Genomic DNA, 23,849 nt, shown 5'->3' on the forward strand with positions numbered 1-23,849 from the left:
GCCATGGCACTCCACCCCCAGGCCCGCAGGGCGATCGCGAACTCCGCGGGCGAGCTGCCCGTGACCGATCCCGCCTACGACATCGCCGCGGCTCGCGAGGCCGCGCGCGCCGCCGTCCGCGACGAGCCGCGGGTGCCCCTCGCCGAGGTCCGGGACGTCGACGCGGGCGGCGTGCCCGCGCGGCTCTACCTGCCCGAGGGCTACGACGTCGTGGTGCTGCACGCGCACGGCGGCGGGTTCGTGTTCAACGACGTCGAGGTGCACGACGCCGCCGTCCGGCGCTTCGCCGACCTCGCCCGCGCCGCGGTGCTCAGCGTCGACTACCGGCGCCCGCCCGAGCACCGCTTCCCGGCCGCACCGGACGACATGAGCGCCGCGCTCGCGTGGCTGGCAGAGCAGCCCGAGCTGGCCGGGCTGCCGACGTTCAGCCACGGCGACAGTGCCGGCGGCAACCTCGCGCTGGTCACCGCGCTGCGTCACCCGGGCCGGTTCGCCGGCGTCGCATTGGTCTACCCCTTCCTCGACCCGACCGCGTCCTTCGACTCCTACCGGACCGCGGCCGACGGCTTCGAGCCGAGCGAGGCCGCCTGGTACTGGCAGCAGTACGCCGCCACGCCCGCCGACCTCACCGACCCCGACCTCGCGCCCCTGCTCTCGCCGGACCTCGGCACGCTGCCGCCGACGCTGATCGCGACCGCCGAGCACGACCCGCTCCGCGACGAGGGCGAGCATCTCGCGCTGCTGCTCGCGGAGGCCGGCGTCGACGTGGTGGCGACCCGCTATCTCGGCCAGGTGCACGGCTTCTGGCGGCACGCGTCGGTCTTCGACGCGGCCGCGCCGCTGATGGCGCAGGTCGCCGGGTGGCTGCGACTGGTGAAGGCTCGGCGTCAGGGCACCCCCTCGGCGTAGACGACCACGTCGCCGTGGCCGCCGTAGCCCAGGACGGCGGAGAAGGGGTTGGTCGCGTCGAAGGTGACGACGATCCAGCGGCCGTCGGGACGCAGGATCGCCTGCGGGTGCGGGATGTTGCTGCCGTAGGGCGCGTCGATCCGGCCGACCCGCCGCATCGCCAGGTCGTAGGCGACGTACTGCCGGGCGTCGCCGTCGCTCGCCAGCACCAGCCAGCGGTCGCGGTCGTGGACCAGCAGCGGCCCCTCGGTCTGGTGCCGGGTGAGGTCGGCGCCCACCTTCGCCAGGCCCTCGAAGGGGTCGGGGCCGGTGGTGCGGGCCAGCGCCGGGTGGAAGTCGAACGGCGACTGCGAGGGGCTCTCGACGTAGGCGACGCTCCAGGCGCCGTCGATCCGGGTGAAGGACGGGTCCCAGGTCGAGAGGTCGGTGGCCAGCGCCGCCGGCTCAGTGGCGAGCACGTGGACGCCGTGCAGCAGGTCGGCGTCGCTCGTCGTGTGGCGGACGTGCACGCCGGAGCCGTCGAAGTCGCCCCACGAGGTGTTCGCGACCAGCCAGCGGTCGCCGTCGCGGACCAGCTGGCCGGCGTGGTCCCCGAGCAGCAGGCCGTCTCGTCGTACGTAGAGCTGGGCGACCTGCTCCAGCGCGGTCGGCCGGTCGGGGTCGAGCGCGAAGACGCCCCAGTGGGCCTGGGTGAAGTCGCCGGCGCCGGCGCAGGTCCAGGTCAGGAAGACCCGGCCACCCTCGACGTACGGCGTGCCGTCGGCGTGCTGCACCAGGTGCGGGTCGCGCAGCCCGGTCATCCCGAACAGCCCGCCGCGGGCGGCGCGGGCGGCGCGCCCGCCCCACGCGAACCCGAGGCGCGCGAGCGTCGCGGGGACGCGGAGGTCGAGCCGAGCGGCAATCGGATCGTGGCTGCTCAGCAGCGCCCGCCAGCCGCCGCCGCGCGGGCGGACCAGGACCGTGGCCCGGTTCTCGCACACCGCGAGGCCGAGCGTGAGCGCGCCGCCGGGCAGCCGCGGCCGGCCCGTGGCGAGGATCGTCGAGCGGCCCTCGACGACGAGCTCGAGCGCGACCGTGCCCGCATCGAGGTCGAGCCGGGCGCGCAGCGCCGTCGTACCGGCCGCGTCGGCGAGGCCGGCGGTGACCGTCCCGGTGCCGGGCGCGACGTCGACCTCGACGCCGAGGAAGGGGGCGGGGAGGTGTGCCGGGTGGTGCTCCTCGCGGGTGCCGACCCGGCTGGCCGAGGCGAGGACGAAGCCCGGCGCGACCACCTGGATCGGGTGGAAGCGGGCGATCTCGCGGAAGGACGTCTCCAACAGCGAGTGGCGGGGCTGCACGGCGGTCGCGCTCGGGCTCGCGCTCGGGCTGGGCGCCGGCGTGGGGTCGGGCGTCGACCGCGAGGGCGCGGCGGACCGGTCGTCGCACGCGGCCGCCGTCATCCCGGCCGCGACGGCGGCGAGCAGCGCGCGACGGCCTAGCAGACCCGGGACTTCAGCGCCTGCCACGTCGCCGCGTCCATCGCGCCGGTGCGGTCGAGCCCGGCGTCGCCCTGCAGTGCCGACACGAAGCCGGTGGTCTGCGCGCCGTACTTGCCGGGGACGAGCTTGCGCGGGTTGTAGCCGGCCTCGTAGAGCATGTACTGCAGCTCGAGCGTCCAGAACCGGTCGTCGCCCTGCGGCGCCGAGTCGTCGGTGCTGTTGAGCGTGGGCAGCGCGGCGTCGTCGTACGAGCAGGCGCAGTAGGTCGCCGCGGTGGCGTCGGCCGCGACCCCGATGACGTACGTCGTCGTGTCGGCCACGGCCATCCGCGCCTCGCAGGCGGAGACGGCGTCGGGGTAGGGGCCGACGTACGGGACGCGGGCGAGGTTGACCTTGTTGGTCAGGTGGCTGAGGTTGCGGCAGGAGCGCGCGGGGTCGAGGTAGGCGCGGCCGGTGGCCCGCGGGAACCGGTCGAGCGCGTCCTGGACGGTCGTCGCCGGGCTGGCGCCCTCCACCGAGGTGAGGACGACGATATAGCCGCTGTCGCACGCCAGGTTGCGCTGCGGGTAGCCGACGCCGAGCGGGTCGGGCGCGGCCGTGCCGTCGTCGGCCGTCGCGGGCGAGGTCGGGGTGGTGGCGTCGGTGGTCGGCGCGCTCGGGGTGTCGTCGGTGGTCTGCGTCGAGGTGCGGTCGGACGCCTTGGCGCCGCCGTCGCCGCCGCGGTTGCCGAGCAGGACGCCCACGCCGACCCCGGCCGCGAGCAGGGCGACGAGGACCGCGCCGACGACGACCAGCCGGCCGCGTCCGGAGCGCTCGGCCGGCCCCGGTGCCGAGGTCGGTGCGGGCGTCGGCGGCGGGGGAGGCGGCGGTGCGAGCGGCGTGGTGGCCGGAGCGGGTGCGGGCGGCGCCTGGGTCGCCGGCATCGGCACGGGCACGGGCGCCGGTGCGGGCGTCGGAGCGGGCTCCGGAGCAGGCTCCGCGATCGGCACGCTCGGCGGCGTCGGGACCGTGCCGGCGGAGGTCATCTCCGCGTGCCGCGCCCGGACCTGGGCCTCGTCGACCCGCCCCAGGGCATAGCCCAGCGTTGCGAGCGCCCATCGCGCGCCGCCGGTCTCGGACGTGCCGCGGTCGCGCGCGAGTTGGTCGCCGGCGGCGTCGATGGCCGCGCCGACGTCCGCGTCGCGGTCGAGCATCTCGACCAGCCGGCCGAGAGCGCGCAGCCTGATCGCGTCGACGAGGAGGTTCAGCTCTCCGGTCGTGATGCTGCCCTCGGGGACGAAGTCGTCGACGGCGGCGCGGAAGGAGTCGGCGTCCTCGAAGACCTGGCCACCGGCCGAGCGGGCGAGGTCGGCGAGCTCGTCGTGAACAGCCACGGGGGAAGTGTGGCAGTCCCGCGGGTTCCGTGGGAGCCCTTCCCGCGGGCCGACGCCCGTTTCTCCGCGCGGCGCGCGACTCCGTAGACTCCGAGGCGCCATGAACGAGCCTGTCGCGCGCCCCGCAGAGACCTTCGCCGAGGCGGAGGACGCCCTCCTGTCCCGGTGGCCCGAGACCCGGCTCGAGCCGTCACTCGACCGGATCCGCGCCTTCACCGAGCTCCTCGGCGACCCGCAGCACGCCTTCCGGTCGATCCACCTCACCGGCACCAACGGCAAGACCTCGACCTCGCGGATGATCGACGCCCTGCTGCGCGCGCTCGAGCTGCGCACCGGCCGGTTCACCAGCCCGCACGTCGAGAAGATGAGCGAGCGGATCAGCATCGACGGCGAGCCGCTCGACGACGAGGCGTTCGTCCGGGCGTTCAACGACATCGCGCCCTACACGCACCTGGTCGACCAGGCCGAGGCCCACCCGCTCAGCTTCTTCGAGACCGTCGTCGGCATGGCCTACGCCGCCTTCGCCGACGCGCCCGTCGACGTCGCCGTGGTCGAGGTCGGCATGGGCGGCTCGTGGGACGCCACCAATGTCATCGACGCCGACGTCGCGGTGATCACCCCGATCGCCGTCGACCACGCCAACTATCTCGGCGGCACGGCCGTCGAGATCGCCCGCGAGAAGGCCGGCATCATCAAGCCCGGCGCCACCGCGATCCTCGCCCAGCAGACGGCCGACGTCGCCGCCGTCCTGCTCGAGCGGGCGGCCGAGGTGGGCGCGACCGTGGCCCGCGAGGGGCTCGAGTTCGGCGTCGTGAGCCGGGCCGCCGCGGTCGGTGGCCAGGTCCTCACCCTGCAGGGCCTGCGCGGTCGCTACGACGAGCTCTTCCTCCCGCTCTACGGCGCCCACCAGGCGCAGAACGCCGTCGCCGCGCTCGCCGCCGTCGAGGCGTTCGTCGGGGGAGACGAGCCCCTGGGCGACGACATCGTCCGCGGCGCGTTCGCCGAGGTCAGCTCGCCGGGCCGGCTCGAGGTGGTCCGCCGCAGCCCCACCATCGTGCTCGACGCCGCCCACAACCCGCACGGCGCCGAGGCCACCGCGGACGCGCTCGACGACTCCTTCCAGTTCGACCCGCTCATCGGCGTCATCGGCGTGATGGGCGACAAGGACGCCGAGGGGCTGCTGGCCGCCTTCGAGCCGCACCTCGCCCACGTCGTCGTCACCCAGAACTCCACCTCCCGCGCGCTGCCCGCCGACGAGCTCGCCGTCGTGGCGCGCGAGGTCTTCGGTGACGACCGGGTCACCGTCGTACCGCTCCTCGCTGACGCCATCGACGCGGCGGCCGCGCTCGCCGAGCAGGAGGGCCGCGACGCGCTCAGCTCGGGCGCCGTACTCGTGACCGGGTCGGTCGTCACCGTGGGCGAGGCCCGGGTCCTGCTGGGAGGCCGCAAGTGAGCGACGCCAGCGACCCGAGCAGCGCCGAGCGGCAGAAGTCGCCGCGCCGCGGCATGTGCGCCGCCGTCCTGACGCTCGAGGCGATCGCGGTCGGCCTGTCGACCCCGGTGCTGATCGCGATCTCCGACATCCGGCCCGCCGTCGCGCTGCCGCTCGGCCTCGGCCTGGCCGTGCTGTGCGTGCTCGTCGCGGGGATGCTGCGCCGCGAGTCCGGCTACTACCTCGGTCATGCGCTGCAGGTCGGCGCCGTCGCGCTCGGCTTCCTCGCGCCGCTGATGTTCGTGGTCGGCGGGATCTTCGCCCTCCTCTGGGGCACCGCCTACGGCCTCGGGCGCAAGATCGAGCGCGAGCGGGCCGAGGCCTTCGCGGCGTACGACCGGAGCGACCCGGCGGCGTGAACTCCGCCGGTTCGTGACCGCTCGGTAGAGTGGCCGCGTGCCAGTGATCATCGACAAGCTCCTCCGCATCGGAGAGGGCAAGATCCTCCGACAGCTCGAGGGGATCGCCAAGGCCGTCAACGCCATCGAGGACGACTTCAAGGCGATGTCGGACGACGAGCTGCGCGGCATGACCGACGAGTTCCGCAAGCGCCTGGCCGACGGCGAGGATCTCGACGACCTCATGCCCGAGGCCTTCGCGACCGTCCGCGAGGCCGCCCGCCGGGTCATCGGCCAGCGCCACTTCGACGTCCAGATCATGGGCGGCGCGGCGCTGCACCTCGGCAATATCGCCGAGATGAAGACCGGTGAGGGCAAGACCCTGGTCTCGACGCTGCCGGCCTACCTCAACGCCCTCGAGGGCAAGGGCGTCCACGTCGTCACGGTCAACGACTACCTGGCGAAGTTCCAGTCCGAGATGATGGGCCGGATCCACCACTTCCTGGGTCTCACCGTCGGCGTGATCCTGCCGAGCATGCGCCCCGACGAGCGGCGCGAGGCCTACGCCTGCGACATCACCTACGGCACCAACAACGAGCTCGGCTTCGACTACCTGCGCGACAACATGGCCTCCTCGCTCGAGGAGTGCGTGCAGCGCGGCCACAACTTCGCCATCGTCGACGAGGTCGACTCGATCCTCATCGACGAGGCGCGGACCCCGCTCATCATCAGTGGTCCGACCCAGGACGAGGTCAAGTGGTACGGCGAGTTCGCCAAGATCGCCCAGAAGCTGACCAAGGACGTCGACTACGAGGTCGACGAGAAGAAGCGCACCATCTCGGTCCTCGAGGACGGCATCACCAAGGTCGAGGACCACCTCGGCATCGACAACCTCTACGAGTCGGCCAACACTCCGCTCATCTCGTTCCTGCACAACTCCATCAAGGCCAAGGAGCTGTTCCGCAACGACAAGGAGTACGTCGTCATGGAGGGCGAGGTGCTCATCGTCGACGAGCACACCGGCCGCATGCTGGCCGGACGCCGCTACAACGACGGTCTCCACCAGGCCATCGAGGCCAAGGAGGGCGTGAAGGTCCGCGAGGAGTACCAGACCCTCGCCACCGTCACCCTGCAGAACTACTTCCGCCTCTACGAGAAGCTCTCCGGCATGACTGGCACGGCCCTCACCGAGGCGTCCGAGTTCGACAAGATCTACAAGCTCGGCGTCGTCCCGATTCCGACCAACAAGCCGCTGCTGCGCAAGGACCAGCCCGACCTGGTCTACCGCACCGAGGAGGCGAAGTACGACGCCGTCGTCGACGACATCGTCGAGCGCCACGAGAAGGGCCAGCCGGTCCTGGTCGGCACCGTCTCGGTCGAGAAGTCCGAGTACCTCCACCAGCAGCTGACCAAGCGCGGCGTCGCGCACAGCGTGCTCAACGCGAAGGTCCACGCCGAGGAGGCGAAGATCGTCGCCCTCGCCGGCCACAAGGGCGCGGTCACGGTCGCCACCAACATGGCCGGTCGAGGCACCGACATCATGCTCGGCGGCTCGGTCGAGTTCCTCGCCGACGCCGAGCTGCGCAAGCAGGGCCTCGAGCCCGGCGGCGAGACGGCCGAGGACTACGACGCCGCCTGGCCCGCGATGGTCGAGCGGATCAAGAAGCAGGTCGAGGACGAGCACAACGAGGTCAAGGAGCTCGGCGGCCTCTACGTCATCGGCACCGAGCGCCACGAGTCGCGCCGCATCGACAACCAGCTCCGCGGTCGCTCCGGCCGTCAGGGCGACCCGGGCGAGAGCCGTTTCTACCTGTCCCTCCAGGACGAGCTGATGCGGCTGTTCAAGTCCGACTGGGTCGACCGTGTCCTGCTGCTGCTGAAGATCCCCGACGACGTCCCGATCGAGAACAAGCGGGTCACCAACGCGATCGCCAACGCCCAGGGCCAGGTCGAGTCGCAGAACTTCGAGTCCCGCAAGAACGTCCTCAAGTACGACGACGTCATGGACCGCCAGCGCAAGGTGATCTACGGCGAGCGCCGCGAGGTGCTCGAGGGCGTCGATCTCGAGGAGCAGATCCGAACCTTCATCGACGACGTCGTCACCGGCTACGTCAACGGCGCGCTCGACGAGTTCGCCGAGGAGTGGGACCTCGAGCAGCTCTGGACCGACCTCAAGCAGTTCTGGCCGGTCTCGGTGTCCTGGAAGGACCTGGTCGAGGAGGCCGGCTCACAGGCCGCCCTCGAGAAGGCCCACCTGGTCGACGTACTCAAGGCCGACGCGCACGCCGCCTACGACCGCCGCGAGGAGGAGGTCGGCGAGGAGGTCGCCCGCGAGCTCGAGCGCCGCGTGCTCCTGTCGGTGCTCGACCGCAAGTGGCGCGAGCACCTCTACGAGATGGACTACCTGCGCGAGGGCATCTACCTGCGTGCCTACTCGCAGCGCGACCCGCTGGTCGAGTACCAGCGTGAGGGCTTCGACATGTTCGCCGCGATGATGGACGGCATCAAGGAGGAGACGGTCGGCTTCCTCTTCAACCTGGAGGTCCAGGTCGAGGAGGAGGAAGAGGTCCACTACCACGCCGACGGCTCGATGCACGCCGGTCCGATGCACGAGGGCGCCTTCGCCGAGCCGCCGGTCGACCTGGCCGCCGGCGGCGAGCTCGACCTCGCCGCCATCTCGGCCGAGCTCAAGGCGGTCTCGCCGAAGGTCACCGCCAAGGGCCTCGACGCGCCCCGGGCGCCGCAGCAGCTCACCTACTCGGCACCCGACGAGACCGGGCACCAGGAGGTCCGCGGCAGCGGTTCGGCGTCCAACGCCGACGACGAGTTCTCCGAGATCGGCCGCAACGCCCTGTGCCCCTGTGGCTCGGGCAAGAAGTACAAGCGCTGCCACGGCGCGCCGGGTGGCCCCAGCGGCCACTCCGCCCGCGTCAACGGCTGACCCGGCACAAAAGAGCTCGCAACCTCCGCCGACCCGGCACAAACTAGCCCGCAATTTCCGCCGACCCGGCGCGAAAGTGCGTGGAAATCGCGCTGACCCGGCAGAAAGTTTCTGCCGGGTCAACGCGTTCTTGGAGCTGTTTTCTGCCGGGTCGGCTATTGGAGGGTCATGCGGGGCTCGCCGCCGAGCAGGCCGGTGCCGGTGCGGACGCAGGCACCGCCGCGCGGCGTACCGCCGTTGTAGGCCTGGCGCACGCAGGAGCGGACGGCGAGCTGGCCCCAGTAGTTGGGGTGCAGCGACTCCTGGATGTAGTAGGGGCTGCTGCCGGCGGTGGTGACGGTGCGGATCTGGTTGACCCACTCGGTGCGGTCGACGGCGCCGGCGCTGGTCCAGTTGGCCAGGCCGACCTCCTCGTAGAGTCCGACACCGGACTCGCACAGGCGGCGGCCGTTGAACGTGCTGGCGAGGTCGAGGACCTGGGCGTTGGTGATCCCGGCCTGGCCGATGGCGCCGGTGACCGTGTTGTTGATGGTCGGCAGCGCGGTGTTGTTGGCCCAGTCGGCGTCGGAGCTCCAGAAGCCGCAGCCGCCGGTGCTCTGCCGGGTGTAGCCGCTCTGGCTGTAGCGGAAGCCCGCGCCGCCCGGCAGCGGCGACGGGTAGGTCTGGACGAGCATCGTCCACTGGCCGTCGGCGTAGCCGGCGTTGCGCATCGCGGTGCGGAGATTGGTCAGCGCGGTCGCGATCCGGGTGCGTACGGCGTTGACGTTGGCGGTGGTGAAGTTGGACGTGACGCTGCTGTCGTCGGCGCAGTAGTCCTTCCACCACGACGGCGAGGCCAGGAAGTCCTGGACGCACTGCTGCACGATGCCGGCGAAGTTGAAGTCGTTGCCGCCGATGGAGACCACGACCATCCGCACGTTGTGGGTGCCGGCGAAGGTCTGCAGCGCCCGCGCCTGGCCGACGCCCTCGCTGCCGCTGTAGAAGTCGAGGCCCGGCTTGAACGGGCTGCCGGTGGCGGTCGTGGTCTTGGCGCCCGAGCACGCCAGGTTGAGGCTGCTCACGCCACCGCCGATGTGGATCTCAGCGCTCTTGGAGCGGTGGCAGCGGTCGATGGTCTCGGCGGTGTTGGCGGCGTTGTCGAAGTACGCCGTGCCGCCGAGCGCGTCGGCGCGCGCCGCGCTGTCGTTGGAGGATCCGGCCCAGCGGCCCGCCTCCCCGGAGATGTAGGAGTCGCCGACCGAGACGACCCAGGGGCCGCCGACGCCGGGGCCGTCGGCGCGGGCGGGGGCGGCGGCGGTCAGCGGCGCGACGGCGGCTGCGGTGAGGGTGGCCAGGGTGGCCGCGAGGGTTCGGAGCATGGCGGCACGCTAGTGACTCAGGTCACATCTGAACAGGCCTCAGGTTTCAGGAGAAGTCGAGGGCGGTGCAGATCCAGCGCTGCCCGATCCGCTCGAAGCGCGCCGCGACCGCGCGCGAGCGGGCGCCGTGGCGGACGTGGACGCCGCACTCGACGACCGTGTCGCTGATGAAGCACGCATGCACGCTCCGCACCAGCGGCCGGACCGGCTGCACCCGTGCGAGCCCGGCATGGTGACCGCCGGCGCGCGCGACGAGGAGGGCGCGGCGGTGGAGGTCGGCGTAGACGTCGCGGGCGGTCCAGCGCACCAGCTGCGACACCGGGCGGTCGCCGCCGACGATCTCGACCGCCGCCTGGACGAACCGCGCCGTCCACAGCTCGATGGTGCGGCGCAGCCGCCGGTCGATCGGTACGACGACCGCACCCGGCCTGCTCCGTGCCGGCGGCCGTGGCGTCTCGGTGTCGGGTGGGGACTGCCGGGGGAGCAGCGCCAGGGCGAGCGTGCCCTGGGTCGACGCGACCGGGATGCGCTGGCGACCGGCGCGGGGCGCGGCTGACGGGGCTGGGGCGGGAGCGGGCATGGGTTCCTCTCAGGGGGATCACGGCTCGGGGAGGCGCAGGGTCTGCCCGGGGTGGATCAGGTCGGGGTCGGCGCCGATGACGGCGGCGTTGCGCGCATGGATCCGCCGCCAGTACGTCGTCACGTCGGCGCCCGACGCACCCGGCCCGAGTGCGCGGGTGGCGATCGCCCAGAGCGTGTCGCCCGGTCGGACGCGGATCGTGGTGGCGGGGCTCGGGCCGTCGACGGGACGGTCGGGTAGGGGGAGGCCGGCGAGGCTGGTCGGGGGCGGCGCCGGTGGGTGCGGCGGGCCGGCGTGCGCCGGGGTGGCCGCGGCGAGGACCCCCACCCCGCACGCGGCCAGGAGCAGGCGCCGGACCGGACCGATCGTCCGCGCCCGCCCCCGTCCCGGCTCCCTGCCAGCCTCCCTGCCTGCCTCGCGCCCCGACCGGAGCACGCGCCAGGCCACCTCGGTCGCCGTCAGCCAGAGCGCGACCGAGGCGACCAGCGCGGCCGCCGTACAGCACTGGGTGAGGAGCTCGGCGAACCCCGGCCCCGGCGCCTGCGCCAGCAGCATCACCTCCGGCACCCCGGCCATCGCGACGGCGAGGGTGCCGGCGGTGACCGCGGACCAGACCCCGGCGGCACGGAATCGGAGGATGTTCATCGCCTGACCTTGCGTTTGCTTGCGTTTGCCACAGGCTGCGGCGGTTTGGCGTGCTCCTCAACCCACTCGGGCCGCGGCGCCGGGCCGGCGGGCGCATTCGTTGCCGGATCCGGCCAAAGTCGTGACAGATGGGGCTGCTGGGGCTCGCCGGGTGACGCCGGCCCGCCGAGTACGCGCCGACTGCGGTCGAGACGACCGTCCGTGCAAGGCTGGCTCCATGGGTTGGGAGGACGAGCTGTTCGCGCTCTTCGACGACCTCGAGGACCAGGCGAGCGCCCTCCATGCGACGGAGCGCGACGCCGAGGTGGCCGACCGCAGCCGGGCCGAGTATCGGCAGGTCTCGCTGGCGGGGCGCCTGATGGCCACCGTCGGTACGACGGCCACGGTCGGCGTCGTCGGCATCGGGCCGGTCACGGGCACGGTCGAGCGGGTCGCCGCCGGGTGGCTGCTGGTCGCGGCGCGCAAGCACGACTGGGTGATCAACGCCGACGCGGTGACGACGGTCGAGGGCGCGTCGGTCCGGTCGGTGCCGGAGGTGGCGTGGTCGCCGCTGACCCGGCTCGGGCTCGGCTCGGCGTTGCGGCGGATCTCCGAGGCGGGGGAGCGCTGCGTGCTGCACCTGCGCGACGGCAGCCGCCACGAGGGTGACCTGCGCCGGGTCGGTTCCGACTTCTGCGAGCTCAGCACCGGTGAGGAGCGGCGCACCGTCCTGGTCGCCTTCACCGCGCTCGCGGCCGCCCAGTCGCGGGCGTGATGCCCCCGGCGACTCCGAGGTCGCCAGCCCGGGCGAGGTGAACGGCGTCGCTCGCTGTCAGGTCCCGGCGTGCGCGGCGTCCTCGTTGGTGTGCCGCATGAACCGGTGCGCCTCGGCCGCCTCGCGGGCCCGCGCCTCCTCGCGGGATGCCACCGCGTCGAGCAGCTCGGCGTGCACGGCGAGCCGCTCCTTGACGTAGGCGAGGTCGGACGCCCGCTCGACGACGGACGACACGTCGTCGGTCAGCACCTCAGCCACTCGGCTCCGCCCCTGGGGGCGTCGTGCTCCGCCTCGCGCAGCGGGCTCCTCCTTCGCGACGGTGGGCTTGCGCCCGGTCCTCCTCATGGCGGCCGTGGCGGCCGTCTCGGAGCTGGTGGGCGGCGTCCTGCTGCTCACCAGACGACGGTGGCCGGCCCCGGCCGGTTCGCCGTACCGCTGGACCTGCCGTGGGGCGTGGGGGAGTGGGCCGGCGCACGTCCGGTGCTGCTCGGGCTCGCGCTCGGATCAGCCGTGACTGTTCTGACCGCAGGCCGTCGCCGGCGACCTGCCGTGACAAGGAGATGAGATGACATCGCAGCACCGTGAACTGACGATCCCCGCGCCGGAGCGCGCATCGATGGCGTGACCGAGCCGATCGCCGACCAGGCCTGTCTCTGGCTGAATCCCGCGACCGGAGACGTCGTGTGCGAGATCGCCGACGGGTCGGCCGCCCGACGTCGATCGCGCCGTCGCCGCCGCGCGTCGGGCCTTCGACGATTGCCGATGGCGAGGAATGACGGGTGCCCGACGCGGCCTGGTCCTGCACCGGCTGGCCGATCTCGTCGAGGCCCATGCCACGACGCCGGCGACCCTGGAGACGACCGAGATGGGCAAGCTCTCTGCGCTCGGCCTCGGCGGCGACGTGCCCGCGTCCGTGGAGTCCTGGCGCTACTACGCGGGTCTCAGCGACAAGGTCTACGGCCACACCGCGCAGCTTCCCGACTTCGGCACCTATCAGCGGTTCGGCTACACGGTGCGCGAGCCGGTCGGCGTCGTCGGGGCGATCCTGCCCTGGAACAACCCGCTCCTGATCGCGGCGTGGAAGCTGGCTCCCGCGCTCGCGGTCGGCTGCTCGGTCGTCGTCAAGCCTGCCGAGGACGCCGCGCTCTTCGTGCTCATGCTCGCCGACCTGGCGCGGGAGGCCGGCGTCCCCGACGGCGTGATCAACGTGGTGCCGGGCACCGGCGAGCGCACCGGTCGCGCGCTGGCGGAGCATCCCGGACTCGATGTGCTGAGCTTCACCGGCAGTCCCGAGGTCGGCCGCAGCCTGCCGACCATCGCCGGCGACAGGTTCCGCCGGCTGGTGCTCGAGCTTGGCGGCAAGAACCCGCAGCTGGTCTTCGCCGACGCCGACCTCGACGACAGGCTGCCCCTGATCGCGGCCGGCAACTTCTTCCACCAGGGCCAGGTCTGCGCCGCAGGCACCCGGGTGCTCGTGGAGGAGTCGGTGCTCGACCGCGTCGTGGACGGGATCGCCGAGATCGCCCGGCAGAGCGTGATCGGCGATCCGTTCGACGAGGCGACGACGCAGGGCTCGATCGTCAACGAGTCCCAGCTGCACCGGATCCTGGCTACATCGAGACCGGAGGCGCGGACGGCGCCGAGCTGGTCACCGGCGGACGGCGCGTCGACCGCGACGGCTTCTTCGTCGAGCCGACCGTCTTCGTGGGCCGCAACGACATGACGATCGCCCGCGAGGAGATCTTCGGCCCGGTCGCGACCGTCATCCCGTTCCGCTCGGAGGAGGAGGCCGTGGCCCTCGCCAACGACACCCGCTACGGGCTGTCGGCGACGCTGTGGACGTCCGACGTCGCGCGGGTCCACCGCCTGGTGCCGACGCTGAAGGCCGGGATGGGCTGGGTGCCCCCGATCCGTCGATCCCGTGGGGCGGCAACGACGTCAGCGGACTCGGTCGCGAGCTCGGCCCGGGCGCCATGGACGACGTCACCCGGGAGCGCTCGGCCCACATCTACTTCTAGGTGCGCCGCCCGCCGGCCGAGCGGTGCGACCCTGGCTCAGGTCGCGTCGAAGTCGTACGGCGGGCGCTCGCCCGGCGCCAGCGGCAGCGACGACGGGCGGTCGGCCTCGCCCGCGTTGCGGACCGCGTCGTCGAGCTCGTCGAGCTCGGCCATCGCCTCGGCGATGTGCTTGCGGACCAGGGCCCGCGGGTCGAGGTCGGTGAGCTCGAGGTCGGCGTACTCGGGGCCGAGCTCGGAGCGCAGCTCGTCGCGGGCGTTGTTGGCGAACGAGCGCAGCTGGCGCACGAACCGGCCCGCCTGGCGGGCCAGGTCGGGCAGCTTGTCGGGGCCGAAGACGAGCACCGCGAGGAACGCGATGACGATCAGCTCAGGAAAGCCGATTCCGAACACCCGTCAGCGCCCTCTCTACCCCGTGACCGTGCCCGTGCGCGCGGTGCGGGTCAGAACTTACTGGTCGGGGTGAGGCCGAGCTGCATACCGGCCAGTCCGCGGCCGCGTCCGCCGAGCCGCTCGGCGACCTCGCGCAGCGCGACGGCGGCCGGGGAGGTCGGGTCGGACTCGACGATCGGCTTGCCCGCGTCGCCGCCCTCGCGGAGCGCCACGTCGAGCGGGACGTCGCCGAGCAGCGGGACGTCGTAGCCGAAGCGCTGCGACAGCGTGGCCGCGACGCGCTCGCCGCCGCCGGCGCCGAAGATCTCGAGCCGGTGCTCCTTGCCCTCGGCCGCGCAGTGGGGGCAGGGGAGGTAGCTCATGTTCTCGACGACGCCCACCACGCGCTGGTGCATCATCGAGGCCATCGTGCCGGCGCGCTCGGCGACCTCGGCGGCGGCCTCCTGCGGGGTGGTCACCACGACCACCTCGGCGCCGGGCAGGTGCTGGCCCAGCGAGATGGCGATGTCGCCGGTGCCCGGCGGCAGGTCGAGGAGCAGGACGTCGAGGTCGCCCCAGTAGACGTCGGCGAGCATCTGGACGAGCGCCCGGTCGAGCATCGGCCCGCGCCAGGCGACGACCTGGTCGCGGCGCGGCTTGAGCATGCCGATCGAGATCACCGAGACGCCGGACGGCGTGGGCACGGGCATGATCAGGTCGTCGACCTGGGTGGGCCGCGCGTCGGCGACGCCGAGCATGGCGGGGATCGAGTGGCCGTAGATGTCGGCGTCGACGAGGCCCACCTTGCGGCCGGCCTGGGCCAGCGCGATCGCCAGGTTGGCGGTCAGCGACGACTTGCCGACGCCGCCCTTGCCAGAGGCGATGGCGAAGACCTTGGTCAGCGAGCCCGGCTGCGCGAACGGGATCTCGCGCTGCGCCTGGCCGCCCCGCAGCGTCTCGTGCAGGCCGGAGCGCTGCTCGGCCGTCATCACGCCGAGCTCGACGTTGACCGCGGTCACGCCGGGCAGCGCGGCCACGGCGGCGGTGACGTCGCGGTTGATCGTGTCCTTGAGCGGGCAGCCCGCCACGGTCAGCAGCGCCTTGACGGTGACGACCGAGCCGCCGTCGCCCGCCGCGATGTCCACGCCGTCGACCATCCCGAGCTCGGTGATGGGCCGCTTGATCTCGGGGTCGTTGACCTTGCTGAGCGCGGTCATGACCTGCTCGACGGACGGGGACTGCTGCGTGCTGCTCACAGTCCAGAAGTCTAGGCAGTGCCTGGGGAGCCCTCGTCGCCGCCGTCCTCGTGAGACGGGCCACGCCCGTCGGCGCGCTCCTCGGCACGTTCGTCGAGGTCCGACAGCAGCGACCGCAGCTCGGAGCGCAGGAAGTCGCGGGTGGCGACCTCGCCGACCGCCATCCGCAGCGACGCGACCTCGCGGGCGAGGAACTCCATGTCGGCATGTGCCCGCGCGTCGGCCTGTCGGTCCTGCTCGGCGATGACCCGGTCGCGGGCCTCCTGACGGTTCTGCGCGAGCAGGATCAGGGGAGCGGCGTACGACGCCTGCAGGCTCAGCATCAGGGTCAGGAAGATGAACGGGTAGTCGTCGAAGCGCAGGTTCTGCGGCGCCGCCAGGTTCCAGGCGATCCAGCCGACGACGAAGAGCGTCATGTAGATGAGGAAGGTCGCCGTCCCCATGAACCGCGCGAACTGCTCGGCGAAGACGCCGAACGAGTCGGCGTTGTAGGACGGCCGCCGGACCAGCTGGCGGCGCTCCTCGCGCGGCGTGTCGAGCCGCTCCGCGGTGCGGCGGGTGTCGCTCATCGCTGCTCGGCCCCGCGCTCGCGGGCGCGCTCACGCCAGTTGGCCGGCAGCATGTGGTCGAGCAGGTCGTCGACGGTGACCGCGCCGATGAGCCGGCGGTCCTCGTCGACGACGGGCGCGGCGACCAGGTTGTAGGTCGCCAGGTGGGCGGCCACCTCGTCGATCGTCGCCTCCGGCCGCAGCCACTCCATCGAGTCGTCGAGCGCGCCCGCCACCAGCGTCGACGGCGGCTCGCGCAGCAGCCGCTGGATGTGGGCGACGCCGAGCAGCTTGCCGGTCGGCGTCTCGAGCGGTGGGCGGCAGACATAGACGAGCGCGGCCAGCGCGGGCGTCAGGTCGGGGTTGCGGACGTGGGCCAGCGCGTCGGCGATGGTCGCGTCGGGGCCGAGGATCACCGGCTCGGACGTCATCATCGCGCCCGCGGTGTTCTCGACGTACGACATCAGGCGGCGCACGTCCTCGGCCTCCTCGGGCTCCATCAGCTCGAGCAGGATCTCGGCGGTCTCCGGCGGCAGGTCGCGGACCAGGTCGGCCGCGTCGTCGGGCGACATCTCCTCGAGGACGTCGGCCGCGCGCTCGGAGTCGAGGCCCTTGAGGATCTCGACCTGGTCGTCCTCGGGCAGTTCCTCGAGGACGTCGGCGAGCCGCTCGTCGTCGAGCGCCAGCGCGACCGCCGTACGGCGATCGGGCGGCAGGTCGTGCAGGATGCTCGCCGCGTCGGCGGGTCGCATCTCGTTGAGCGCCGCCACCAGGTGGGTCGCGCCCTGCCGGTCGTCGGTGCGGGTCAGGCCGGTCACGTCGCGCCACTCGACCACGTGGGACTGGCCGCGGCGCCGGAAGCCCTTGGCGGGCTCGCGCACGGCCACCCGGCTCAGCACCCAGTCGCGGGTGCGGGCGGGCTCCATCGCGACGTCGTAGACGGTGCCGGTGATGCCGCTGTCCTTGATCGTCACGGTCCGGTCGAGCATCTGCCCGATGACGAGCGTCTCGGTCGAGCGCTGCTCGAAGCGGCGCATGTTGAGCAGACCGGTGGTGTAGACGTGGCCGCTGTCGATATTGGTCACGCGCGTCATCGGCACGAAGATCCGGCGCCGGCCGAACACCTCCGCCACCATCCCGAGCACGCGCGGCTGGGTGCCCTCCGTGCGCATGGTCACCACGAGGTCGCGGACCTTCCCGACCTGATCGCCCTGGGGGTCGAAGATCGGGAGACCGACGAGCCGGGCCGCGAACACGCGGGTCGGGGTGGTGCTCACGGCCCCAACGCTACCGGTCCGGACCCTCCGTCCCGGGGATCGTGGAGGCGCCGCGTTGGTCATGGGCGCGAGCGCGTCTCCGGCACGTCGGGGGCAGCAAGCTGCCTGAGGCGCCTCCCGCCGCGCTGCCGCGCTGGTGCCGGATTGGTGTGACCCAGAGCGCAAGGTAGAGTCCATGGCTCCGATCAGCCGTCCCCCTGCCGATGGGACGTCGGGAGGGAAAACACCGGATGACTGAGCATCGCGGGCGCACGCGGGTCAAGCACGCCATCTCGCGCACCGAGCTCGTGGTCGTCGTCCTCGCCATCGTCGCCGGGCTGTCCGCGATCGTGGTCGGCACCCTCGTCGACACGTCCGTGACGCCGACCGGCGCCGACGTGGCCGCCGCGTCGTCCGCCGCGACGACGCCCGCAGCCGCCGGCTCGCACCTCCCGGCCGTCGCCACCGACGGTCCCTCCGACGCGGCGTCCGCCGATCCGAGCGCCGGTCAGGTGGGGGAGGGCAGCCGTCAGGAGCGGCCCACCCGCCGGCAGCCCAAGCGCGCGGTCAACCCGCTCGTCGAGAAGGTCGAGGCGCTGACCCGGCGCGCGACGCCGTCCTCGACGACCTTCCGGGTCGCGACGCTCAACATCCTCGGCAGCAACCACGCCGGCGGCGGGCTCAGCCGTGCCGGTCGCGAGGCCGCGCTGATCCGCGACCGCGGCGTCCAGCTGCTCGGCCTGCAGGAGGTCCAGCGCGACCAGCGCGGGGTCTTCCTCAACAGCCTCGGCGCGATGCAGATGTGGCCGCAGGACGCGCTCGGCCGCGACGGCTACCGGGTCCAGATCATGTGGCGCACCGACCGCTTCGAGATGGTCGACAACGGCGGCTCGTCGCACACCTTCAACGGCATCCCGAGCGTCCCGATCCCCTACGTCCTGCTCCGCGACAAGCAGACCGGCGCCCAGTTCTGGGTGATCGTCACCCACAACTCGCCGCAGGGCCGGCAGGGAGAGCGCAACGCCTCCGCCGAGATCCAGATCGACCTGGTCAACCGGCTGCGCGCGAGCGGCCACCCCGTGCTACTCATGGGCGACCTCAACGAGAAGACCACCGTCTTCTGCAAGTTCGCCACCCGCGCCGGCATGACCGCGGCCAACGGCGGCTCCGGCGCCGGCGGCAGCTGCCAGGTCCCCGGCGGGCCGCAGCGCATCGACTGGATCTTCGGCACCGCCGACAGCGTCGACTTCTCCGGCTACGTCCAGGACAGTGCCACCGTCTCCGGCGGGATGAGCGACCACCACATGGTCTACGCCGACGCGAAGGTCGTCGACAAGGAGTCCTGACCACCTAAGGTGGCGCCCATGGCTTCGCTCCTCACCGTCCGACTCGGCGCCCTGGTCGCGGCGACGGCCTGCACCCTCGCCCTCGCCGGCTGCGGCGACGACAATCCGTCCGCCGGCGACAAGACCAGCGGTACGCCGAGCGCCGCGTCGTCCGCGCCCCCCACGACGTCGCCGTCGCCCACCGCGAAGCCGAAGCCGCAGCTGCCGAAGTGCGAGGGCCTGTGGGTCGAGGGCAAGGCGCTGCCGTCGGCCTACAAGGGCTGCGTCGACAAGTACGGCCAGGTCTCCAAGAGCCTCAAGGGCTGCTTCAACCGCCGCCTGGCCCAGTACGGCGACCAGTACTACGCGATCGTCGGCCACGAGGTGATCAAGGCGCTGCCCGACCGCGAGCACAACAAGGCCTACATGGACCTCCTCGCCAGCTGCACCGGCTGAGCCCGCAAAGCCCCGACGGACCGCGGAATCCGCGGATCTCGTGGTACTGCCAGTTTCTGCGACACGGTGAGTTAGGATTTCGCTCGCTTTGCGCCGGGGCATCGCCCCGAGGCTGACTCGGAGTGTCCGAGCGGCGTGGACACGATCGAGAGTGAGCTTGTGATGCGGCGAGTCGGAACCGGCTTGGTGATCGGAGTGACGGCCCTCGGCGCCGTCCTCGGCCTGGGAGCGCTTCCGGGCGCCACCGCGTCCACGCCGACGGCCGCCCACGTCCAGGTCGCCACCGCCGCCGAGACCCCGGTCGCCGCCCGCAAGCTCAAGCGCGACCACTACAACCCGCCGGCCGGCCTGCGCTTCAACGAGCCCTACAACCGGGGCGGCAAGAAGTCGAGCACCATCCGCCGCCACGTGCTGCGCAGCATCGACAGCACCCGCCGTGGCGACGTGATCCAGATGGCGGCATGGAACGTCCGGGGTCGCTCGTGGCAGAACTCGATCATCCGCGCCTACAAGCGCGGCGTCGCCGTCCAGATCATCATGGACCGCAACAACTGGACCCGTGAGCACCCCAATCCCGAGGCCGCCGCCGTCTTCAAGGCGCTCAAGGGCAAGGAGGCCGGCCCGGTCCAGAGCTGGCTGCGCACCTGCAAGAGCTCGTGCCGCGGCACCAAGGGCATCCCGCACTCGAAGTTCTTCCTCTTCAGCCGGGTCCAGGACCGTCACTTCGTGACCATGTTCGGCTCCAACAACGCCACCGACGTCGCCGCCAACGACCAGTGGAACGACCTCTACACCTTCGTCAACAACAAGGCCGTCTACGACCAGTTCGTGGCGATCTTCAACGAGATGAAGCTCGACAAGAGCGTCGGCAGCAAGGGCTACCGCGCGTTCGACGTCAACAAGACCGAGAACATCTCGTTCTACCCCTACAAGGGCGCGATCCCGAGCAAGATCGGCGACCCCGACATGGCGCGGCTCAACCAGATCAAGTGCACCGGCCCGGGCCAGGCCGGCGCCACCAAGATCCGCATCATGCAGACCGCGATCCACGGTCAGCGCGGCATCAACCTCGCCAAGAAGCTGGTCCAGCTCAAGAAGCAGGGCTGCGACATCCGCATCGTCTACGCCCTCATGGGCGGCGAGGTCTACCGGATGCTCGGCGCGGCCAGGATCCAGAAGCTGCAGCTGGCCTACGACCGCGACCGCAACGGCGTCTACGACATCTACCTGCACATGAAGTCGATGGCGATCCGCGGCTTCTACGCCGGTCAGCCCAACTACCACGTGGTCTTCAACGGCAGCGCCAACTGGAGCGCCGTCCCGCTGGCCAGCGACGAGGTCGTCGGCGAGTTCCGCGAGGTCGGCATGACCAACGCCTACATCAACTGGACCGACTTCCTCTACAACCACCGTCCCGGTGGCTGGGGCCCGGTCAACCTGGCGCCGATCAAGGCGACGTCGGTCGAGGGACGTGTCGTCCCGGTCGACCCCTACGCCCTGATGAAGGAGAACGGCCTCTGACGGGTTCGTGGACGGCCCCCGCGACGGGGGCCGTCCACGGCCTGGGAGCGCGGGCATGAGCGGGCAGGGCATCGTCGTCGACAACGACGGGATCACGTTCCCCACGGCCTTCGTGGGGTCCGCGGACGTCTACTTCGGCGACCACCGCGGCTGGTCCTTCTCGGCCGACGAGCCGGGGGACACCCATGTGCGCTGGCCCAAGCGGCTGCGGCGCTTCCTCGTGGGCTGGTCCGACGTCCGCGTCGTGACCGAGTCGAGCACCCTCTACCAGGGCCGGGTCGTCTTCACCGACGACGACCACGAAGTCGTCATGCGCGACAAGCACGGGCTGCCCCTGATCGTCGACAAGTGGGGCCTGCTGCAGCGTCCGTTCGACGCGCGCGACCAGAGCCTGCTCGGGCTGCTCGCCGACGAGTCGCTGCGGATCATCGACGTCCTCGAGAACGAGTGCGACGTCCGCTCCTGGATCTCCTTCGGCACGCTGCTCGGCGCGGCCCGCAGCGGCAAGGCCATCGGCCACGACTCCGACGTCGACCTCTGCTACCTCTCCGAGAAGAGCTCGCCGGCCGAGATGCAGCGCGAGCTCTGGCAGATCGCCCGGGCGCTGCGCCGGGCCGGGATGCGGCTGCACGTGCGCACCGGCAGCTTCCTCACCGTCCAGGTGCCGACGCCCGACGGCGCCGGCGCGGGCATCGACGTCTACACGACCTTCTTCTTCGACGGCAATCTCTACGAGACGGCGACCGTCCGCACGCCGGTCCCGCGCGAGGCCCTGCTGCCGCTGCAGCCGATCGAGTTCGAGGGCCGGATGCTGCCGGCGCCCGCCGACCCGGCGAAGATCCTGGAGATCTCCTACGGCCCCAACTGGCGGGTGCCCGACCCGTCCTTCCAGCACCAGCCCGGACCGGAGATCGAGCGCCGCTTCGACGACTGGTTCGGCAAGCTCTGGCGCCAGCGCCGTGAGTGGCGGCTGCACAACCGCACCGTCGCGCGTGAGCGTCCCGGCCCCTCCGACTTCGCCCGGTCGGTGCTCCCGCAGCTGCCCGAGGGCGCGCGCGTCCTCGACATCGGCGCCGGCGTCGGCAGCGACGCCGCCTACTTCGCCGAGCAGGGCGTGCCGACGGTCGCCCTCGACTACGGGCTGCCGCACCACTGGCCGCAGGTCGAGGGACTGACCCGTGCCGAGGTCAACTTCTACGACGTCCGCGACGTCCTCACCCGCGCGGTGCTGCTCGCCCGGGGCCACCACGGTCCGACGGTGGTCTACGCCCGCGAGATGCTCGAGTCGCTCGCGCCCGACGGCCGCGCCCAGCTCTGGGAGCTGGTCGAGCTGGTGCTGCGCCGCGGCGGCCAGGTCCACCTCGAGTCCCAGGCCTGGTCGCGGCCGGCGCTCGCCGCCCGGATCGACCCCTCGGGCGGGCGCTTCTGGCCCACCGGTCCGGCCGAGGCGAAGCGTGCCGCCGAGGCGATGGGTGGCAAGGTGACCTCCGAGGACGGCGTCCGCGAGGCCGAGGCCACGCTCGCGGCGACCACCTCCGTGCCGCCGGCGACCTGGCGGATGACGATCGATGTCCCGGCCCGACAGGGGAGCCCCGCATGACCCGCACCGTCTACCTGCACGTCGGCTCGCCGAAGTCGGGGACGACGTACCTCCAGCGCGTGCTCGACGGCAACCGGGAGCGGCTGGCCGCGGCCGGCGTCCTCGTCGTCGGGCCCGACCAGGGCACCCGCGTCCAGGCCGCGCTGCAGGTGCGCGAGGACCCGCGCTGGAAGAAGCTGCCCGCCAACCGGCAGGACCAGTGGGGGCGCCTCGTCAAGGAGATCCGCGGCTGGTCCGGCGACACCGCGATCCTCAGCTACGAGCTGTTCTCCGCCGCGTCGGCCGAGCAGGCCGCCCGGGCGATCGGCGACCTCGCCGGCCTCGACGTCCAGATCGTCATCACCGCGCGCGACCTCGCCCGGTCGGTGCCCTCGGCCTGGCAGGAGCGGCTGAAGTTCGGCCTCACCACGCCGCTGGAGGAGTGGACCCCGCCGAAGGCCGAGGCGCCGCGCAGCGAGTGGGGATGGCGCACCACCGACCCGACCAGCGTCGCCGAGCGCTGGGGCGCCGACCTGCCGGCCGACCACGTCCACGTCGTCACCGTCCCGCGCAGCCCGGCCGACCCGACCGAGCTGTGGCGCCGCTTCGCCGACGCGTGCGGCATCGCCGGCGTGAGCGTCGACCTCGACCTGCCGCGCGTCAACGAGTCCCTGGGCGCCGTCGGCGCCGAGCTGCTGCGCCGGGTCAACACCCGGCTCGCGGCGCCGCTCGACAACGGCCGCGAGAAGGCGCGCTGGCTGCGCGACACGCTGGCGCACCGGGTGATCGCCGTACGCCGTGACGAGCCGCTGGCGATGACCGACGCCCAGTACGACGAGGCGAAGGCGCGTGCCGAGCAGGCGATCGCGACGCTCGCGGCGTCCGGTCATGTCGTCCACGGCGACCTCGAGGACCTGCGTGCCACCCGGCCCTCCGGCCGGCTGCCGGGCGAGGTCACCGATGCCGAGGTGCTCGAGGCGGCGCTCGACGCCGTCCTCGACCTGCTGCTGGTGTGGCGGGCCGACGAGACCGCGGCCGAGCCGGACGAGGCTCCGGGTGCGCAGGGCGCGACGCCCGGGCGCCGGCTGCGCCGGATCGCCCAGCGGGTCACCTCGCCGGTCGTCCACCGCGCCGACGAGCAGCTGCGCCGCCGGATCGAGGAACTCGAGGCCCAGGTGTCCGCGAGCCGTGCCCTGCACCAGCGGGTCGCGATGCTGCAGGACGTCGTCACCGAGCTGCTGCTGCCCGCCGACCTGCAGGACGGCAAGGTCACCAACGCCGCGCTGCGCCAGTACCGCGCGGAGTCGCTGTGAGCGCACGCGACCGGCTGCGCAGCCGCACCATCGCAGCCGCCGAGACCGTCGGCCTGATGCGCATACGACGCCAGCGGGCGCGGGTCGCCGAGGTCGAGGTGGCGGCGCGCGAGAACGCGCTGCTGGACGTCGAGCTGACCCGCGTCGTCGGGGAGCTGGAGCAGGCGCTGGTGCCGCTCCTGGAGCGTCGTACCGACGCTTCCTGAATCACATCGTTGTGATTCAGCGGGGGCGTAGAACCCCCATCAGAACTACACATTTGTAGTTCCTGGCGCGGTCTTGCTCTGGTGCCGATGTGACTGATGTGATCCCTGTGCACCACTGTTTCGAGACCCGACGG

General features: G+C 72.4%; 21 protein-coding genes and 1 pseudogene. 12 read left to right on the forward strand and 10 right to left on the reverse strand.

Features of this window, described 5'->3' with window-relative positions:
• Window positions 1-3 precede the first annotated feature (3 nt).
• Window positions 4-909 carry an alpha/beta hydrolase gene (locus tag AB4880_RS02040; protein ID WP_367917531.1) on the forward strand — a complete coding sequence of 302 codons (906 nt, stop codon included), beginning with the start codon at window positions 4-6 and terminating at the stop codon, window positions 907-909.
• Here AB4880_RS02040 and AB4880_RS02045 read toward each other — a convergent pair.
• Window positions 888-2,414, reverse strand: a complete 1,527-nt coding sequence (locus AB4880_RS02045; protein ID WP_367917532.1) for a hypothetical protein — start codon at window positions 2,412-2,414, stop codon at window positions 888-890. The genes AB4880_RS02040 and AB4880_RS02045 overlap by 22 nt on opposite strands.
• Window positions 2,384-3,760 carry a peptidoglycan-binding domain-containing protein gene (locus AB4880_RS02050; protein WP_367917533.1) on the reverse strand — a complete coding sequence of 459 codons (1,377 nt, stop codon included), beginning with the start codon at window positions 3,758-3,760 and terminating at the stop codon, window positions 2,384-2,386. Before AB4880_RS02050 ends, AB4880_RS02045 begins: the two co-directional genes overlap by 31 nt.
• A 100-nt stretch (window positions 3,761-3,860) precedes the next feature.
• On the opposite strand from AB4880_RS02050, the gene folC reads away from it, so the two are divergent.
• Genes folC through secA form a run of 3 tightly spaced genes read left to right on the forward strand, consistent with a single transcriptional unit; the run spans window position 3,861 to window position 8,531 of the window.
• Window positions 3,861-5,213 carry a bifunctional tetrahydrofolate synthase/dihydrofolate synthase gene (folC, locus tag AB4880_RS02055; protein ID WP_367917534.1) on the forward strand — a complete coding sequence of 451 codons (1,353 nt, stop codon included), beginning with the start codon at window positions 3,861-3,863 and terminating at the stop codon, window positions 5,211-5,213.
• Window positions 5,210-5,611: a DUF4233 domain-containing protein gene (locus AB4880_RS02060; protein WP_367917535.1), complete on the forward strand. Its 402-nt coding sequence runs from the start codon at window positions 5,210-5,212 to the stop codon at window positions 5,609-5,611. Before folC ends, AB4880_RS02060 begins: the two co-directional genes overlap by 4 nt.
• A gap of 37 nt (window positions 5,612-5,648) precedes the next feature.
• Window positions 5,649-8,531: a preprotein translocase subunit SecA gene (secA, locus tag AB4880_RS02065; RefSeq protein WP_367917536.1), complete on the forward strand. Its 2,883-nt coding sequence runs from the start codon at window positions 5,649-5,651 to the stop codon at window positions 8,529-8,531.
• A gap of 155 nt (window positions 8,532-8,686) precedes the next feature.
• On the opposite strand, the gene AB4880_RS02070 is transcribed toward secA, so the two are convergent.
• The 3 genes from AB4880_RS02070 to AB4880_RS02080 are packed head-to-tail and all read right to left on the reverse strand — an operon-like array spanning window position 8,687 to window position 11,114.
• The gene (locus AB4880_RS02070) at window positions 8,687-9,889 is read right to left on the reverse strand and encodes an SGNH/GDSL hydrolase family protein (protein ID WP_367917537.1); all 1,203 of its coding nucleotides are present in this window, start codon (window positions 9,887-9,889) and stop codon (window positions 8,687-8,689) included.
• 46 nt (window positions 9,890-9,935) lie between these two features.
• Window positions 9,936-10,469, reverse strand: coding sequence for an Rv3235 family protein (locus tag AB4880_RS02075; RefSeq protein ID WP_367917538.1), 534 nt, complete (start codon window positions 10,467-10,469; stop codon window positions 9,936-9,938).
• Between the two features lie 18 nt (window positions 10,470-10,487).
• Window positions 10,488-11,114 (reverse strand): LysM peptidoglycan-binding domain-containing protein, encoded by a 627-nt coding sequence (locus tag AB4880_RS02080; protein WP_367917539.1) that lies wholly within the window; start codon window positions 11,112-11,114, stop codon window positions 10,488-10,490.
• Between the two features lie 217 nt (window positions 11,115-11,331).
• On the opposite strand from AB4880_RS02080, the gene AB4880_RS02085 reads away from it, so the two are divergent.
• A complete protein-coding gene (locus AB4880_RS02085; protein ID WP_367917540.1) occupies window positions 11,332-11,868 on the forward strand; it encodes a hypothetical protein in 537 nt (178 codons plus the stop codon).
• Between the two features lie 57 nt (window positions 11,869-11,925).
• On the opposite strand, the gene AB4880_RS02090 is transcribed toward AB4880_RS02085, so the two are convergent.
• Window positions 11,926-12,126, reverse strand: a complete 201-nt coding sequence (locus tag AB4880_RS02090; RefSeq protein WP_367917541.1) for a hypothetical protein — start codon at window positions 12,124-12,126, stop codon at window positions 11,926-11,928.
• Between the two features lie 403 nt (window positions 12,127-12,529).
• Here AB4880_RS02090 and AB4880_RS02095 point away from each other — a divergent pair.
• A pseudogene (locus AB4880_RS02095) lies at window positions 12,530-13,710 on the forward strand (aldehyde dehydrogenase family protein); the annotation flags it as partial.
• A 212-nt stretch (window positions 13,711-13,922) separates the two neighbouring features.
• Here the strand turns inward: AB4880_RS02095 and AB4880_RS02100 are convergent.
• The 4 genes from AB4880_RS02100 to AB4880_RS02115 are packed head-to-tail and all read right to left on the reverse strand — an operon-like array spanning window position 13,923 to window position 17,336.
• On the reverse strand, window positions 13,923-14,276 hold the full coding sequence (locus AB4880_RS02100; protein WP_367917542.1) for a sec-independent translocase: 354 nt from the start codon (window positions 14,274-14,276) through the stop codon (window positions 13,923-13,925).
• A gap of 50 nt (window positions 14,277-14,326) precedes the next feature.
• Window positions 14,327-15,472, reverse strand: a complete 1,146-nt coding sequence (locus tag AB4880_RS02105) for an Mrp/NBP35 family ATP-binding protein (RefSeq protein ID WP_367917834.1) — start codon at window positions 15,470-15,472, stop codon at window positions 14,327-14,329.
• Between the two features lie 50 nt (window positions 15,473-15,522).
• Window positions 15,523-16,080, reverse strand: coding sequence for a DUF1003 domain-containing protein (locus AB4880_RS02110; RefSeq protein ID WP_367917543.1), 558 nt, complete (start codon window positions 16,078-16,080; stop codon window positions 15,523-15,525).
• Window positions 16,077-17,336: a magnesium transporter MgtE N-terminal domain-containing protein gene (locus AB4880_RS02115; protein ID WP_367917544.1), complete on the reverse strand. Its 1,260-nt coding sequence runs from the start codon at window positions 17,334-17,336 to the stop codon at window positions 16,077-16,079. Before AB4880_RS02115 ends, AB4880_RS02110 begins: the two co-directional genes overlap by 4 nt.
• A gap of 230 nt (window positions 17,337-17,566) precedes the next feature.
• Between AB4880_RS02115 and AB4880_RS02120 the strand changes: the two genes are divergently transcribed.
• The 6 genes from AB4880_RS02120 (at window position 17,567) to AB4880_RS02145 (ending at window position 23,715) form a co-directional block, all read left to right on the forward strand.
• Window positions 17,567-18,661 carry an endonuclease/exonuclease/phosphatase family protein gene (locus AB4880_RS02120; protein WP_367917545.1) on the forward strand — a complete coding sequence of 365 codons (1,095 nt, stop codon included), beginning with the start codon at window positions 17,567-17,569 and terminating at the stop codon, window positions 18,659-18,661.
• 18 nt (window positions 18,662-18,679) lie between these two features.
• Complete coding sequence (locus AB4880_RS02125; protein ID WP_367917546.1) at window positions 18,680-19,096, forward strand: hypothetical protein; 417 nt, start codon at window positions 18,680-18,682, stop codon at window positions 19,094-19,096.
• A 186-nt stretch (window positions 19,097-19,282) separates the two neighbouring features.
• Window positions 19,283-20,617, forward strand: a complete 1,335-nt coding sequence (locus AB4880_RS02130; protein WP_367917547.1) for a phospholipase D-like domain-containing protein — start codon at window positions 19,283-19,285, stop codon at window positions 20,615-20,617.
• 55 nt (window positions 20,618-20,672) lie between these two features.
• Window positions 20,673-22,217: a class I SAM-dependent methyltransferase gene (locus AB4880_RS02135; protein ID WP_367917548.1), complete on the forward strand. Its 1,545-nt coding sequence runs from the start codon at window positions 20,673-20,675 to the stop codon at window positions 22,215-22,217.
• Entirely contained in the window at window positions 22,214-23,509 is a 1,296-nt protein-coding gene (locus AB4880_RS02140; protein ID WP_367917549.1) for a DUF6752 domain-containing protein, read from the forward strand. Before AB4880_RS02135 ends, AB4880_RS02140 begins: the two co-directional genes overlap by 4 nt.
• Window positions 23,506-23,715: a hypothetical protein gene (locus tag AB4880_RS02145; protein ID WP_367917550.1), complete on the forward strand. Its 210-nt coding sequence runs from the start codon at window positions 23,506-23,508 to the stop codon at window positions 23,713-23,715. The genes AB4880_RS02140 and AB4880_RS02145 overlap by 4 nt, the downstream gene beginning before the upstream one ends.
• Window positions 23,716-23,849 lie beyond the last annotated feature (134 nt).

It is taken from the genome of Nocardioides ginsengisoli (genome assembly GCF_039537225.1).
Taxonomy (GTDB): Bacteria; Actinomycetota; Actinomycetes; order Propionibacteriales; family Nocardioidaceae; genus Nocardioides; species Nocardioides ginsengisoli.